Below are 14661 nucleotides of genomic sequence, written 5' to 3' on the forward strand. Positions count from 1 at the left end.
AAATAAGGGCCGGCCATTCATAGTGGCTGGCCTTTTTTAATAGGAGGAAAGAATGAAATGAAAAAACTGAAATTTATTTTATTGTTGACTGTTTTATTAACAACCTTTTCTTGTCAATCAGGAAAACAGAAGGTGCAAAGCAAAGAAGAGAAGAGTATTAATGAATTTGTAGCTCATCTAACGGAAGTTGATACGGTTTTGATAACAAACCTAATAAATCAATTTATGGAATATGCGAAAAATGGTCAGCTGGAATCTGCCGCAGCTATGCTTTATAAAGCCGATTCGGCAGATGTTTGGAATGAACCTATTCAATTGGATAACAATGAATTGCATCAAGTCGCAAAAATGATGGAATCTTTTCCTGTATTAAGTTATAAGATAGATTATATAAAGTTCTATACTCCTGTTAAAAACGAGGTGAAGTGCACGATTGTTATGCAGAAAGGAGAAAGTGGAACACCTATTGCAACTAGTAGTTGGTATTTTAAGCTGATGAATTATTTGGGTGGATGGCGGCTTTGTATGATGAATTAGCTAATGATCGATTTATATAAGCAGTCGTGGGAAAAAGTGTCATTTAAAAATTATTGAAGGGGGTGTTTGTTTAGGATATTTATGTGATTTTCAATACAAAAGATTATAGTTATAAATTGTAGCAGGGTCAAAAGAGAACGGTTTCTCAGGCTTGTAGTCGAAAAGTTGACAGTTCAACCAGATAATCCGGACTGTCAGCTTCTTTTTTTGTGTCCGGAGAGATTTCTTCTGTCCGGTAAGTTCCCTATGGATCCAGATAGCAGTGCATTTACCCATAGCAAGGATAACAGCATTACGATAATCTGTGAAAGTATTTCTTTCTTAATCATATTATACCTGTTCCTTTTCAAAAGTTACGAAAGAGTGATCGCATGAGTAAGAAAAATCTTACTCTGCTGTTTTGTAAGCCTTGTCCATACTTTGTATCCGTCGTCTTGCACCGAATATCTTGTAACAGGAATGAAACTCCTTTGTCACGAAACCTTTAATAGAGTGTAACTCTCAAGAAACCTGACCCATCTACTTTTGCGGCAGATTTATAACGCATAAAAAAGTATATGAAAAAGGTTGTTAGAGCTGTGTCTCTTATGCTGCTGATGGCAGGTGTTTGTGGAAATGCATTTGCCGAGGAAAATGAAAACATTGTCCGGCAAGGCGCTATCCGCGGACGTGTGATAGACAATGGAAAACAAATTCTGCCGGGTGCTTCCATCTTTGTTGAAAATCTGAAAACCGGAGTAATCAGTGATGTGAACGGTTTTTATACGCTGCCCAATCTGAAACCCGGAACTTACACAGTTAAAGTAACCTACGTAGGTTATAGCCCCATTGAAATGAAAGTTACCGTCCCCGAAGGCAAGACTTTAGAAAAAGATATAGTGATGAATGAAGGGGTGGAACTGCAGGAAGTGCAGGTAAAGGGAGCTTTTCAAGGACAGAAGAAAGCAATCAATACACAAAAGAATAATCTGGGTATCACTAATGTTGTATCTGCCGACCAGGTAGGGAAATTTCCCGACTCAAACATAGGTGATGCATTGAAACGTATCAGTGGCATCAATGTGCAATACGATCAAGGCGAGGCCCGTTTCGGACAGGTCCGCGGCACTAGTGCCGATTTAAGCTCCGTCACCATTAACGGCAACCGTGTCCCATCTGCTGAAGGGGATACCCGTAACGTGCAGTTGGACTTGATTCCTGCCGATATGATTCAGACCATCGAAGTAAGCAAAGTCGTTACACCCGATATGGACGGCGATGCTATCGGTGGTTCCATCAATCTGGTAACCAAAAATTCTCCTTATAAACGCACTATCAATGCTACAGCGGGAAGTGGTTACAACTGGATCAGCGAGAAAGCCCAGTTGAACTTAGGTTTCACTTACGGCGATCGTTTCTTCAATGACAGACTGGGTATGCTGCTCTCCGCTTCTTATCAGAATGCTCCTTCCGGTTCTTATGATACTGAATTCATGTGGGAACAAAATGAAGATGGCAAAGTATATGTCAGCGATTATCAGATGCGCCAGTACTTTGTCACCCGTGAACGTCAAAGTTATTCGGCGGCTTTTGATTTTGATATCAATGAAAACCATAAATTGACTTTCAAAGGGATCTTCAACAACCGTAACGATTGGGAAAACCGTTACCGTACCAATATCAAGGATTTGGATGAGAACGGAAAAGGCACAGTCCGCATCCAGACCAAAGCAGGTACTCCTGATAATCGCAATGCCCGTCTGGAGCGTCAGCGTACCATGGATTTCGCTTTGGGCGGAGAACACTTATGGGGGGCAATCGGTATGGATTGGAATGCCAGTTATGCAAAAGCTACGGAAGAACGCCCTAATGAACGTTATCTTGACTTCCAACTGAAAAAGCAGGAATTTGATATGGACTTGAGTGATGAACGCCAGCCGTTGGCAACACCTGGAACAGGTGCTACTTTGACACTGAGTGATAAGTTCAGCTTGAAGGAACTGACGGAACAACAGGAGGACATCAAAGAAGAAGATATGAAATTCTCGGCCAATTTCAAGGCCAGTTTAAATAATGGAGCCAAACTGAAGTTCGGTGCGAAGGTAGTACGTAAAACAAAAGAGAAAGAAATAGACTTCTACGAATATACTCCGAAAGACGAGGATGCCTTCATGACCAACAGCCTGAAAAATACGGTAGACCAGAGTACGGATAAGTTTATGCCGAGCGACAAATATCAGGTAGGAACATTTGCCAGTAAAGAATATGTGGGTGGATTGAATTTAAATGATGCTTCCCAGTTCGATAAAGAACAGGTACAAGCCGAATTGGCTGAGAACTTTGAGGCTCGTGAAACTGTAAGTTCCGGGTATGTGCGGTTTGATCATAAATTCGCTTCCGATATAAACCTGATGGCGGGACTCCGTATGGAACATACTTCCCTTCGTTATACCGGCCGTAACTATGATGATGAGACAGATAAGACCACCAAGACCGGCCGCATGACCAACAGTTATGTGAATTTCCTTCCTTCTATTTTGGTGAAATGGGATGTAAATGATGATTTCAAGATACGCGGTTCTTACACGCAGACCTTGAGCCGGCCCAAATATTCAGCTTTGGTTCCCAGTGTGAATATCAACCGTGGTGATAATGAAATAAAGATTGGTAATTCTGACTTGAAACCGACTATTTCTTATAACTTTGATTTGAGTGCCGATTATTATTTCAAGAGTGTAGGTTTAGTGAGCGCAGGTTTTTTCTATAAGAAAATAGACGATTTCATCGTAGATCAGGTACTGACCAACTATGAATACCAAGGAACAGAATATACCCGTTTCACTCAGCCCAAGAATGCAGGAAATGCTAATCTGTGGGGATTGGAATTTTCTTATCAGCGTGATTTCGGCTTCATTGCTCCGGCCTTGAAGTATGTGGGTTTCTATGGAACCTATACTTATACTCACTCACGCGTGGAGGACTTTAACTTCGAAGGACGTGAGAACGAGAGCGGGTTGAGTTTGCCGGGGTCTCCCGAGCATACGGCGAATGCCTCTCTTTACTTTGAAAAAGGAGGCTTGAATGTGCGCCTGAGCTATAACTTTGCATCTGATTTTATCGATGAAATGGGCCCAAGTACATTTTATGACAGATATTATGATGCTGTGAACTATATGGATGTGAACGCTAGTTATACCTTTGGCAAGAAGGTGAAAATGACCTTTTATGCTGAGGCGAACAATCTGCTGAACCAGCCGCTCCGTTATTACCAGGGAACGAAGGATCGTACTATGCAGGCAGAATATTATGGCGTGAGAATGAATGCAGGTTTAAAAATAAGTTTCTAAAAATAAGTATATGAAAACGTTGATGATGATTAGAAGAATGAAAGAAGTATTGACATGGGTATGGATTGCCGTCATTGGTACGGCTATCTGCCTGAATGTGTGTGCCCAGACTCCGCAAGATTGGAAAGGACTGGAGAAACAACTGAATTTTTATATGGCTAACGATTTGGGACGTAACGGTTATTATGACCAGAAGCCCATAGCCGAGTTGATGGGAGAAATGGCGGATGTTATTGGTCCCGAGTGTGTATTTGCAGCCGGAGACGTGCACCATTTTGAAGGTGTGCGCAGCGTTAACGATCCGCTCTGGATGACCAACTACGAGTTGATTTACAGTCATCCCGAGTTGATGATAGACTGGTTTCCGATCTTGGGAAATCATGAATACCGGGGTAATACGCAGGCTGTGTTGGATTATACCAATGTGAGTCGTCGCTGGTCGATGCCTGGTCGTTATTATACCAAAGTCTTCGAGAAGAAAGGAACTGCCATCCGTTTTGTGATGATAGATACCGCTCCTCTGATTGACAAATACCGTAACGAGAGCGAAACTTATCCGGATGCCTGTAAACAAGATATGGATCAGCAATTGGCATGGATAGATTCTGTACTGACTGTTGCCAAAGAAGATTGGGTAGTCGTAATCGGACATCATCCCATTTATGCTGAAACGTCGAAAGACGACAGTGAACGCAGCGATATGCAGAAGCGTCTGGATCCTATCCTCCGTAAACATAAGGTGGATATCTATGCATGCGGACACATTCATAACTTCCAGCACCTTCGTGTGCCGGGCAGTGATATCGACTATGTGGTAAATTCGGCTGGTTCGTTGAGCCGTAAGGTAAAACCAGTGGAAGGCACTCTGTTCTGTAGTCCCGAACCGGGCTTTTCTATCTTTACGGCAGACAAGAAAGAACTGGATATGCACATGATTGATAAGAAAGGAAAAGTAATCTATACTGTAAAACGCACCAAATAGGGATAGTTATTTTAGGGAAAAAGAGTACATTTGCGGTATAAAACTGTAAATGTACTTTTTGTTATGTTGAATACACTCCTTTTGATTGGTGGTCTGGCTCTCATTTTAGCTGGCGCGAATGGCTTGACGGATGGTTCTGCAGCGGTTGCCAAACGTTTCCGTATTTCTGATTTGGTAATCGGGCTTACCATTGTAGCTTTCGGCACTTCGGCTCCCGAATTGGTTATCAGTGTGCTTTCTGCATTGAATGGCAGTGCTGAAATGGCTATTGGTAATGTGGTGGGTAGTAATATATTCAATGCTTTGATGATTATAGGTTGTACTGCCTTGGTACTCCCCATAAAAGTAGGTGAGGGGACGATGAGTAAAGAGATTCCGTTAGTCATTCTTTCTTCGTTGGTACTTTTTGTCTGTGCCAATGACATGATGCTGGACAGGGAAGCGGTCAATGTTATCAGCCGTTCCGATGGGTTTGTTCTGCTGGCTTTCTTCCTTATATTTATGCGTTATACATTTGCCATCGCCCGTAATGGGGCAGATGAGGCAGGAGAGGAGCAGAAGATAAAGGAAATGCCTGTATGGAAATCGGTGTTGTATATTGCAGGAGGGCTGGCCGGACTCATATTCGGCGGACAGCTTTTTGTCGACGGGGCAAGCGGGCTTGCCCGTTCATGGGGTGTCAGTGAATCGGTAATCGGACTGACATTGGTAGCCGGAGGTACTTCCTTGCCGGAACTTGCCACATCTGTTACGGCGGCTTTAAAGAAGAATCCGGGAATTGCTATCGGCAATGTCATCGGTAGTAATCTGTTCAATATATTCTTTGTTCTGGGGTGCAGCGCTACGGTGTCACCGCTTCCGATGGGGAATATAAATAACCTCGATTTAAGTGTACTGATTGCTTCCTCCCTGTTGTTGTGGCTGGTAGGCTGGTTTTTCCGCAAACGTACCATAACCCGGCTTGAAGGCGCATTGATGGTTGGCTGTTATGTCGTTTATACCGCCTATCTTATTGCCCAACAGTGAAAAAGCCATAAAAAGAATAAGTTTTCTGCAAAAAAACTTCTATCTTTACACCCCGAATTTTATAAAAATACAGCATGGCTATTACCATTAAAAAAGTCAGTTCAAAGAAAGAACTAAAGACGTTTATACGGTTCAACTACGAGTTATACAAAGAGAATCCCTATTCCGTACCCGATTTGTACGATGATATGCTGAATACGTTCAGCCCGAAGAAGAATGCCGCTTTCGAGTTTTGTGAGGCGGAGTATTTTCTGGCATATAAGGATAACAAGGTGGTAGGACGTATTGCAGGGATTATAAATAAACGCGCAAACGAGACTTGGAATAAAAAAGAAGTTCGTTTCGGATGGATCGATTTTCTGGATGATATCGAAATATCACGTGCCTTGTTGGATGCAGTAGCCCAATGGGGTAAATCAAAAGGTATGGATACCATTCAGGGGCCTTTAGGCTTTACCGACTTTGATGCGGAGGGTATGCTGGTAGAAGGATTCGACCAGTTGAGCACCATGGCGACTATCTATAATTATCCTTATTACCCACAGCATATGGAGAAGTTGGGATTCGAGAAGGATGCCGATTGGGTGGAATATAAAATTTATATTCCGGATGCAATTCCTGATAAGCATAAGCGTATCAGTGACTTGATTCAACGTAAGTTTAACCTGAAGGTGAAGAAATATACATCGGGTAAGAAAATTGCGGCCGAATATGGACAGGCTATATTCGAGTTGATGAATGAGGCTTATGCTCCGCTTTATGGTTTCTCGGCTTTGTCGCAAGGACAGATCAACCAGTATATAAAGATGTATTTGCCTATTGTAGATTTGCGTATGGTAACCTTGGTGACCGATGCCGAAGATAAACTGGTGGCAGTGGGGATTTCAATGCCTTCTCTGTCCGAAGCGTTACAAAAAGCGAAGGGACGTTTGCTGCCTATGGGATGGTATCACCTGTTGAAAGTGTTGTTCCTGCATAAGTATCCTCCTATGTTGGATTTGTTGCTGGTTGCTGTAAAACCTGAGTATCAGAACAAAGGTGTCAATGCTTTGTTATTCTCGGACTTGATCCCCGTATATCAGCAACTGGGATTCAAGTATGCCGAAAGTAATCCGGAACTGGAACTGAACGGAAAGGTGCAGGCCCAGTGGGAATATTTCAAGACCGAGCAGCATAAACGCCGTCGTGCTTATAAAAAGAGTATTCTGTAACAACGATATATAAAAATGTGATAAGTCAATATGGAAGAAAACAACGAACTGATAAACAATCCCGCCGTAGAATATACCGACGATAATATCCGCCACCTCAGTGACATGGAGCATGTGCGTACCCGTCCCGGTATGTATATTGGAAAGTTGGGTGACGGATCACATGCCGAGGACGGTATCTACGTTCTTTTGAAAGAAATTATCGATAACAGTATCGATGAATTTAAAATGCAGGCGGGTAAAAAGATTGAGATTATTATTGAAGAAAATCTCCGTGTCAGCGTGCGTGATTATGGCCGGGGTATTCCGCAGGGAAAACTCATTGAAGCTGTTAGTGTGTTGAATACGGGAGGTAAATATGACAGCAAGGCGTTCAAGAAGAGCGTCGGACTGAATGGGGTCGGTGTGAAAGCCGTCAATGCATTGAGCTCACGTTTCGAGGTGCGCAGCTATCGTGATGGAAAGGTGCGTATCGCTACCTTTGCCAAGGGAGACTTGTTGACGGATACCACACAAGATACAACAGAAGAGAACGGTACTTATATTTTCTTTGAACCGGATAACCTGTTGTTTGAGAACTACAGTTTCCGTCCGGAGTTCGTGGAAACCATGCTCCGCAACTATACCTATCTGAATACAGGACTGGCCATTATCTATAACGGTCAGCGTATCCTGTCCCGTAACGGGTTGGTGGACTTGCTTAACGACAACATGACGGCTGTGGGATTATATCCCATCATCCACTTGAAAGGAGAAGATATCGAGATCGCTTTTACGCATACCGGCCAGTATGGTGAGGAGTATTACTCTTTTGTCAACGGACAGCACACCACGCAGGGAGGTACGCATCAAAGTGCTTTCAAAGAGCATATGGCCCGTACCATCAAGGAATATTTCAACAAGAATATGGACTATGCCGATATCCGTAACGGATTGGTAGCTGCCATTGCCGTTAATGTGGAGGAACCGTTGTTCGAAAGTCAGACTAAAATCAAGCTGGGCTCTACCAATATGGCTCCCGGTGGTCCTACCGTTAATAAGTTTGTAGGTGATTTTGTAAAGACTGAGGTCGATAACTATCTGCACAAACATACGGATGTGGCCGATGTGATGTTGCAGAAGATTCAAGAATCGGAGAAAGAGCGTAAGGCTATAGCCGGAGTGACCAAACTGGCACGTGAACGTGCCAAAAAGGCAAATCTTCATAACCGTAAGTTGCGTGACTGCCGTTTTCACCTGAATGATGCCAAAGGAGACAAGAAGGAGGAAAGCTGCATTTTCATTACCGAGGGTGACTCGGCGAGCGGTTCTATCACCAAGAGCCGTGATGTAAATACTCAGGCAGTATTCAGTTTGCGTGGTAAGCCGTTGAATTCTTACGGGCTGACCAAGAAGATTGTATATGAGAATGAAGAGTTTAACTTGCTTCAGGCTGCTCTGAACATAGAGGACGGTATGGAAGGATTACGATATAACAAAGTGATTGTGGCAACAGATGCCGATGTGGACGGTATGCACATCCGTTTGTTGCTGATTACCTTCTTCCTGCAATTCTTCCCCGATTTGATAAAGAAAGGTCATGTATATATCCTTCAGACTCCTTTGTTCCGTGTCCGTAACCGCAAGAAAGGAGTTTATGAAACGGTATATTGTTATTCGGAAGAAGAACGGATTGCCGCAATCGAACGGTTAAGCCCCAATCCCGAAATCACACGGTTCAAAGGTTTGGGAGAGATTTCACCCGATGAATTCAAGCACTTTATCGGCAAAGATATGCGTTTGGAGCAAGTTTCCCTCCGCAAGACTGATCTGGTAAAGGAGTTACTGGAGTTCTACATGGGTAAGAACACGATGGAACGTCAGAATTTTATTATAGATAACCTTGTTGTAGAAGAAGATATTGCGTGAGTGAATCACTAAAAAATATGAGAAGAGCGATATTTCCGGGAACCTTTGATCCTTTTACCATCGGTCATTATTCGGTCGTGAAGAGAGCGTTGACTTTTATGGACGAAGTGGTGATCGGCATCGGTATCAATGAGAATAAGAAAACTTGGTTTCCTACAGAGAAACGAGTGGAGATGATCGAGAAACTTTTTGCGGATGATCCCCGGGTAAAGGTCGATGCTTATGATTGTCTGACCATTGACTTTGCCCGAGCTAAGGAGGCGCAGTTCATTGTTCGTGGTATCCGTACCGTACACGATTTTGAATATGAGGAAACTATAGCCGATATCAACCGGAAACTGGCCGGAATAGAAACGATTCTGTTGTTTACGGAGCCGGAACTAACCTCTATCAGCTCTACGATTGTAAGAGAATTGTTGCAGTTTGGCAAAGATGTGACGCCATTCTTGCCTGAAGGAATGAAAATAGACTGACCATGAAATATACTATGTATTTTGCAGGCTTGATTGCCTGCTTTTTTTCTATCGTAGCCGCACAGGCTCAGGAGAGTAAATTTCTGAATTCTCCGGCACGTAAGTTGCAACTGGCGGAATTTGCCATTGCCAATCTTTATGTAGACGAAGTCAATGAGGGAAAGCTGGTGGAAGAAGCTATCGTAAAAATGCTGGAGCAGCTTGATCCTCATTCTACCTATTCTGATCCGGAGGAAGTGAAGAGAATGAACGAGCCGTTGCAGGGAAACTTCGAAGGTATCGGTATACAGTTTAATATGGCGGAGGACACTTTGCTGGTGATACAGCCTGTATCGGGCGGACCGTCCGAAAAAGTCGGTATTCTGGCCGGTGATCGTATCGTCATGGTGGAAGATACGCTGATAGCCGGTGTAAAGATGAGTACCGAGGATATTATGCGTCGTCTCCGTGGTCCTAAAGATTCAAAAGTGAATCTGAAAATACTTCGCCGAGGGGTGAAGGAACTGCTCCCCTTTACGGTGAAAAGGGATAAAATACCTGTTTACAGCTTGGATGCTTCCTATATGATTAAAGATAAGATCGGTTATATTCGTATCAACCGTTTTGCCGCCACTACCCATGAGGAGTTCAAGAAAGCGCTGACCGGGTTGCAGAAGAAAGGAATGAAAGACTTGATTCTTGATTTGCAGGGCAATGGCGGGGGGTATTTGAATGCTGCTATCGATATTGCCAATGAATTTTTGGGTAAAAAGGAACTGATTGTCTATACGGAGGGCCGTCGTAATCCTCGTAGCGAGTTTTTTGCCAAAGGTACGGGCGAGTTTCAGAACGGTCGTCTGATGGTATTGGTTGATGAATTTTCGGCTTCTGCCAGTGAGATTGTGACCGGAGCTGTTCAGGATTGGGACAGAGGCGTTGTGGTAGGCCGTCGCAGTTTTGGTAAAGGCTTGGTGCAGCGTCCCATTGATTTGCCGGACGGTTCGATGATCCGTCTGACGGTGGCCCGCTATTATACGCCTGCCGGACGTTGTATCCAGAAACCTTACGAGAGCATTGAAAAGTATAATGAAGACCTGATAGACCGTTATAATAAAGGAGAAATGATGAGTGAAGACAGCATCCACTTTCCGGATTCACTGAAGTTCAAGACTCATAGGTTGGCCCGTACGGTATATGGTGGCGGAGGGATCATGCCCGATTATTTTGTGCCGATTGATACGACTCTCTATACTAAATACCATCGTCAGTTGCGTGATAAAGGAGCATTGATGAAAGCTCATTTCCATTTTATTGATGCCCATCGTAAAGAATGGCTGGGCAAATACAAGACTTTCAATGAGTTCTACAAACGTTTTGAAGTGACTCCGGATATGTTGACACAACTGGTTGCTACCGGCAAGGAGATGGGAGTGGAATATAATGAAGAAGAGTATCAAAAGGCCCTGCCTCTGCTGAGGTTGCAGATGAAAGCATTGATAGCCCGTGATTTATGGGATATGAATGAATATTATCACGTCATTAATGACGCGAATGAAAGTATCAGGAAAGCGCTGGAACTGTTGGAGCAACCGGACTTTGAGGGGCTGCTGTTGAAAAAGCGATAGTCAAGACTTTATATTAACTGCAGGGGCGCATAGTTGCACTCCTGCAGTTGTCTGAAAAACTTCTGTTGTGTCTTCTTTTAGGTGTGGAATAATTTTCCAACCATCACTTTATCTGTCTCCCGAACAGCACCTTATTCAGCCATCGGTTCACATACACGTTCACGAAAGCACATCCTACTCCGATAGCGGCTCCTGCCACTACATCACTGGGATAGTGCACCCCTTGGTTCATCCGGGCAAACCCTACTCCGCAAGCCCATACGGCTGAAGGGGCGATAACATACCACTTAGGATAAGTGATGGAGAGTGAGGTGGCTAAAGAAAAAGCTGCCGCAGTGTGTCCTGAAGGGAATGACGGACTATCGGCATCCGGTGCTCCGTATGCATGAATCTTATCCGGATACTTTACAAAAGGCCGGTCACGACCTATTATATGTTTGGCGGCGTATGTAATCCCCACTGCTTCAATCACACTGGTTCCTATGTAAATGGCATCTTTCAGCATCGGCTGGTCTTTCTTTATCAATGCATAGAGTCCCATGGCTGTAGGTATTCCTACGGGTAGAATCACTCCGCTAGCGGACAATCCGCGGCTCAGTCCGTGTACATCCCATCGGTTGATGGTTTTCAACGTGTTGATGTCTATATTCTGTGCGCTGAGGCTGAATGTAAAACAGGCTGTCAGTATAAGAAAAATAATCCTTTGGCGTTTCATTTAGTTTGGCATTTGTTCAGTGCAAAGATAGGAAAATAATGTAATTCGCATTTACCCTTCCCCGAATTAAAGAATAATTTCCATAATTCCTTGTATTATCGCTAGAATTCCTTTACTTTTGCATCGTGAATACACAGCTTTTAACAGAATTTTTAGTTCTAACAATTAAATAATTTAAATTCAATCATTTATGTGGTTAAGTAATTCATCTATTGGAAGGAAAGTGGTGATGAGTGTCACAGGTATCGCCCTTGTCCTGTTTCTGACGTTTCACATGGCGATGAACCTTGTTGCGCTCTTCTCGGAAGATGCTTACAACATGATTTGTGAATTCTTGGGAGCTAACTGGTACGCGTTGGTTGCAACTGCCGGGCTGGCTGCTCTGTTTGTAATTCACATCATCTACGCTTTCTGGTTGACCATGCAGAACCGTGCAGCTCGCGGTAGCGAACGTTATGCAGTGAACGTTAAACCTAAAACTGTGGAATGGGCATCTCAGAACATGCTTGTCCTGGGTATTGTCGTTATTGCCGGATTGGCTCTTCATTTTGCCAATTTCTGGTACAAAATGCAGTTTGCCGAAATTATCGGTGTTCATGATTTGGGCGCATTCGGTCCTACAGACGGTGCCGCTTACATTCGTGAAACATTCGGATGCCCTGTATTTACAGTGCTTTACCTCATTTGGTTAGCAGCTTTGTGGTTCCACCTGACTCACGGATTCTGGAGTGCTTTGCAGACTTTGGGCTGGAGCAATAAAATCTGGTTCGAGCGTTGGAAGACTATTGGTAACATCTACTCTACTTTGGTAGTTCTTGGTTTTGCAGCAGTAGTCGTTATCTACTTCGTGAAATCACTCGCTTGTGGTGCTTGCTAATCGTAAATTGTAAATGATAAAATTGTAAATGAATATGGCTACTATAGATTCTAAAATTCCTGAAGGCGCTTTAGCCGAGAAATGGACCAATTATAAAGCTCATCAAAAATTGGTAAACCCTGCCAACAAACGTCGTCTTGACATTATTGTGGTAGGTACCGGTTTGGCAGGTGCTTCGGCTGCTGCTTCACTGGGTGCTCTGGGTTTCAAGGTATTAAACTTCTGTATCCAGGACTCTCCCCGTCGTGCACACTCTATTGCTGCACAGGGAGGTATCAATGCTGCTAAGAATTATCAAAATGATGGTGACTCTGTTTACCGTCTTTTCTACGATACAATCAAAGGTGGTGACTACCGTGCACGCGAAGCTAACGTTTATCGTCTGGCCGAAGTGTCAAATGCTATCATCGACCAGTGCGTAGCTCAAGGTGTTCCTTTCGCTCGCGAATACGGTGGTTTGCTGGATAACCGTTCATTCGGTGGTGCTCAGGTATCACGTACATTCTATGCCCGCGGTCAAACCGGACAGCAGTTGTTGCTGGGTGCTTATTCTGCATTGAGCCGTGAAGTTCAGCGTGGTAACGTGAAGTTGTACACTCGTTATGAGATGTTGGACGTTGTGCTGATTAAGGATAACGAAGGTGTGGAACGCGCCCGTGGTATCATCGCCCGTAATTTGGTTACAGGTAAGATTGAACGTTTCGCTGCCCATGCGGTAGTTATCGGTACCGGCGGTTATGGTAATACTTACTTCTTGTCTACCAACGCTATGGCGTCAAATGGTTCGGCTGCTATGCAGGTTTACCGCAAAGGTGCTTACTTTGCCAATCCTTGCTTTGCACAGATCCACCCGACTTGTATCCCTGTACACGGTGACAAGCAGTCTAAACTGACTTTGATGTCCGAGTCATTGCGTAATGACGGACGTATCTGGGTTCCGAAAAAGCTGGAAGATGCCAAGGCATTGCAGGCAGGAACTAAGAAACCGACCGATATTCCTGATGCAGACCGTGACTTCTACTTGGAACGCCGTTATCCGGCATTCGGTAACCTGGTTCCCCGTGACGTTGCTTCACGTGCTGCGAAAGAACGTTGCGACGCCGGTTTCGGTGTGAACAACACAGGTCTGGCCGTATTCCTTGACTTTAAATACGCTATCGACCGTCTGGGTGAAGATGTAGTTCGTGCCCGTTACGGTAACTTGTTCGATATGTACGAAGAAATCACTGACGAAAATCCGTACAAGACTCCGATGATGATCTTCCCGGCTATCCACTATACGATGGGTGGTATCTGGGTTGACTATGAACTGATGACTTCTATCAAGGGCTTGTATGCTATCGGTGAAGCTAACTTCTCTGACCACGGTGCAAACCGTTTGGGTGCATCTGCATTGATGCAGGGATTGGCTGACGGTTACTTCGTATTGCCTTATACTATCCAGAACTATTTGTCAGACCAGATTCAGGTTCCCCGTTTCTCGACAGACCTTCCTGAATTTGTGGCTGCCGAAAAGGCTGTAAACGATAAGATCCAGAAACTGATGAATATCAAGGGTCATCGTTCAGTAGACTCTATTCACAAGGAACTGGGCCACATCATGTGGGACTTCGTAGGTATGGGACGTACCAAGGAATCTTTGACTACTGCTCTGGCTAAACTGAAAGAAGTAAGAAAGACCTTCTGGAGCGACCTTCGCATTCCGGGTGAAGCTAATGAATTGAATGTGGAACTTGAAAAGGCGATCCGCCTGGCTGATTTCATCGAAATCGGTGAGCTGATGGCTTACGATGCATTGAACCGTGAGGAATCTTGTGGTGGTCACTTCCGTGAAGAACACCAGACTCCGGAGGGTGAAGCGCTTCGTCACGATGACAAGTTCTCGTATGTAGCTTGCTGGAAATACACAGGTGAAGGAAAAGAACCCGAATTGATCAAGGAAGATTTGAACTATCAGTTCGTTAAGGTTCAAACTCGTAACTATAAGTCTTAATTATTAATT

At 44.0% G+C, this 14661-nt stretch carries 11 protein-coding genes; 10 read left to right on the forward strand and 1 reads right to left on the reverse strand.

Annotated elements, in window-relative coordinates; translation table 11 throughout:
- Window positions 1-57 precede the first annotated feature (57 nt).
- From BVU_RS06215 to BVU_RS06255, 8 genes are all read left to right on the forward strand, one after another.
- A complete protein-coding gene (locus BVU_RS06215) occupies window positions 58-537 on the forward strand; it encodes a hypothetical protein (protein ID WP_005849856.1) in 480 nt (159 codons plus the stop codon).
- Window positions 538-1094: 557 nt separating this feature from the next.
- Entirely contained in the window at window positions 1095-3863 is a 2769-nt protein-coding gene (locus BVU_RS06225) for a TonB-dependent receptor (protein WP_011965098.1), read from the forward strand.
- A 10-nt stretch (window positions 3864-3873) separates the two neighbouring features.
- Window positions 3874-4845 carry a metallophosphoesterase gene (locus tag BVU_RS06230; RefSeq protein WP_005843888.1) on the forward strand — a complete coding sequence of 324 codons (972 nt, stop codon included), beginning with the start codon at window positions 3874-3876 and terminating at the stop codon, window positions 4843-4845.
- A gap of 63 nt (window positions 4846-4908) precedes the next feature.
- A complete protein-coding gene (locus BVU_RS06235) occupies window positions 4909-5871 on the forward strand; it encodes a calcium/sodium antiporter (protein ID WP_005849851.1) in 963 nt (320 codons plus the stop codon).
- 74 nt (window positions 5872-5945) lie between these two features.
- Entirely contained in the window at window positions 5946-7082 is a 1137-nt protein-coding gene (locus BVU_RS06240) for a hypothetical protein (protein WP_005849849.1), read from the forward strand.
- A 30-nt stretch (window positions 7083-7112) separates the two neighbouring features.
- Entirely contained in the window at window positions 7113-8990 is a 1878-nt protein-coding gene (locus tag BVU_RS06245) for a DNA topoisomerase IV subunit B (protein ID WP_011965099.1), read from the forward strand.
- Between the two features lie 17 nt (window positions 8991-9007).
- Window positions 9008-9463, forward strand: a complete 456-nt coding sequence (gene coaD / locus BVU_RS06250) for a pantetheine-phosphate adenylyltransferase (RefSeq protein ID WP_005849847.1) — start codon at window positions 9008-9010, stop codon at window positions 9461-9463.
- A 2-nt stretch (window positions 9464-9465) separates the two neighbouring features.
- On the forward strand, window positions 9466-11067 hold the full coding sequence (locus tag BVU_RS06255; protein WP_011965100.1) for a S41 family peptidase: 1602 nt from the start codon (window positions 9466-9468) through the stop codon (window positions 11065-11067).
- A 103-nt stretch (window positions 11068-11170) separates the two neighbouring features.
- Here BVU_RS06255 and BVU_RS06260 read toward each other — a convergent pair whose 3' ends face one another.
- Window positions 11171-11782: a phosphatase PAP2 family protein gene (locus BVU_RS06260; RefSeq protein WP_008666413.1), complete on the reverse strand. Its 612-nt coding sequence runs from the start codon at window positions 11780-11782 to the stop codon at window positions 11171-11173.
- Between the two features lie 190 nt (window positions 11783-11972).
- On the opposite strand from BVU_RS06260, the gene BVU_RS06265 reads away from it, so the two are divergent.
- Both BVU_RS06265 and BVU_RS06270 read left to right on the forward strand, forming a co-directional pair.
- The gene (locus BVU_RS06265) at window positions 11973-12659 is read left to right on the forward strand and encodes a succinate dehydrogenase/fumarate reductase cytochrome b subunit (protein WP_005843874.1); all 687 of its coding nucleotides are present in this window, start codon (window positions 11973-11975) and stop codon (window positions 12657-12659) included.
- 34 nt (window positions 12660-12693) lie between these two features.
- Entirely contained in the window at window positions 12694-14652 is a 1959-nt protein-coding gene (locus BVU_RS06270; RefSeq protein WP_005849842.1) for a fumarate reductase/succinate dehydrogenase flavoprotein subunit, read from the forward strand.
- The last annotated feature ends 9 nt before the right edge of the window (window positions 14653-14661 follow it).

Origin of the sequence: Phocaeicola vulgatus ATCC 8482 (genome assembly GCF_000012825.1) — a bacterium.
In the GTDB taxonomy this organism is placed as follows: domain Bacteria; phylum Bacteroidota; class Bacteroidia; order Bacteroidales; family Bacteroidaceae; genus Phocaeicola; species Phocaeicola vulgatus.

What these genes read in the sequence shown, in the direction of transcription:
- BVU_RS06225 (WP_011965098.1), top strand. Translation starts at nt 1,095, where the DNA reads ATGAAAAAGGTTGTTAGAGCTGTGTCTCTTATGCTGCTGATGGCAGGT.
- BVU_RS06270 (WP_005849842.1), top strand. Translation starts at nt 12,694, where the DNA reads ATGGCTACTATAGATTCTAAAATTCCTGAAGGCGCTTTAGCCGAGAAA.
- coaD (WP_005849847.1), top strand. Translation starts at nt 9,008, where the DNA reads ATGAGAAGAGCGATATTTCCGGGAACCTTTGATCCTTTTACCATCGGT.
- BVU_RS06265 (WP_005843874.1), top strand. Translation starts at nt 11,973, where the DNA reads ATGTGGTTAAGTAATTCATCTATTGGAAGGAAAGTGGTGATGAGTGTC.
- BVU_RS06260 (WP_008666413.1), bottom strand. Translation starts at nt 11,782, where the DNA reads ATGAAACGCCAAAGGATTATTTTTCTTATACTGACAGCCTGTTTTACA.
- BVU_RS06255 (WP_011965100.1), top strand. Translation starts at nt 9,466, where the DNA reads ATGAAATATACTATGTATTTTGCAGGCTTGATTGCCTGCTTTTTTTCT.
- BVU_RS06240 (WP_005849849.1), top strand. Translation starts at nt 5,946, where the DNA reads ATGGCTATTACCATTAAAAAAGTCAGTTCAAAGAAAGAACTAAAGACG.
- BVU_RS06235 (WP_005849851.1), top strand. Translation starts at nt 4,909, where the DNA reads ATGTTGAATACACTCCTTTTGATTGGTGGTCTGGCTCTCATTTTAGCT.
- BVU_RS06215 (WP_005849856.1), top strand. Translation starts at nt 58, where the DNA reads ATGAAAAAACTGAAATTTATTTTATTGTTGACTGTTTTATTAACAACC.
- BVU_RS06230 (WP_005843888.1), top strand. Translation starts at nt 3,874, where the DNA reads ATGAAAACGTTGATGATGATTAGAAGAATGAAAGAAGTATTGACATGG.
- BVU_RS06245 (WP_011965099.1), top strand. Translation starts at nt 7,113, where the DNA reads ATGGAAGAAAACAACGAACTGATAAACAATCCCGCCGTAGAATATACC.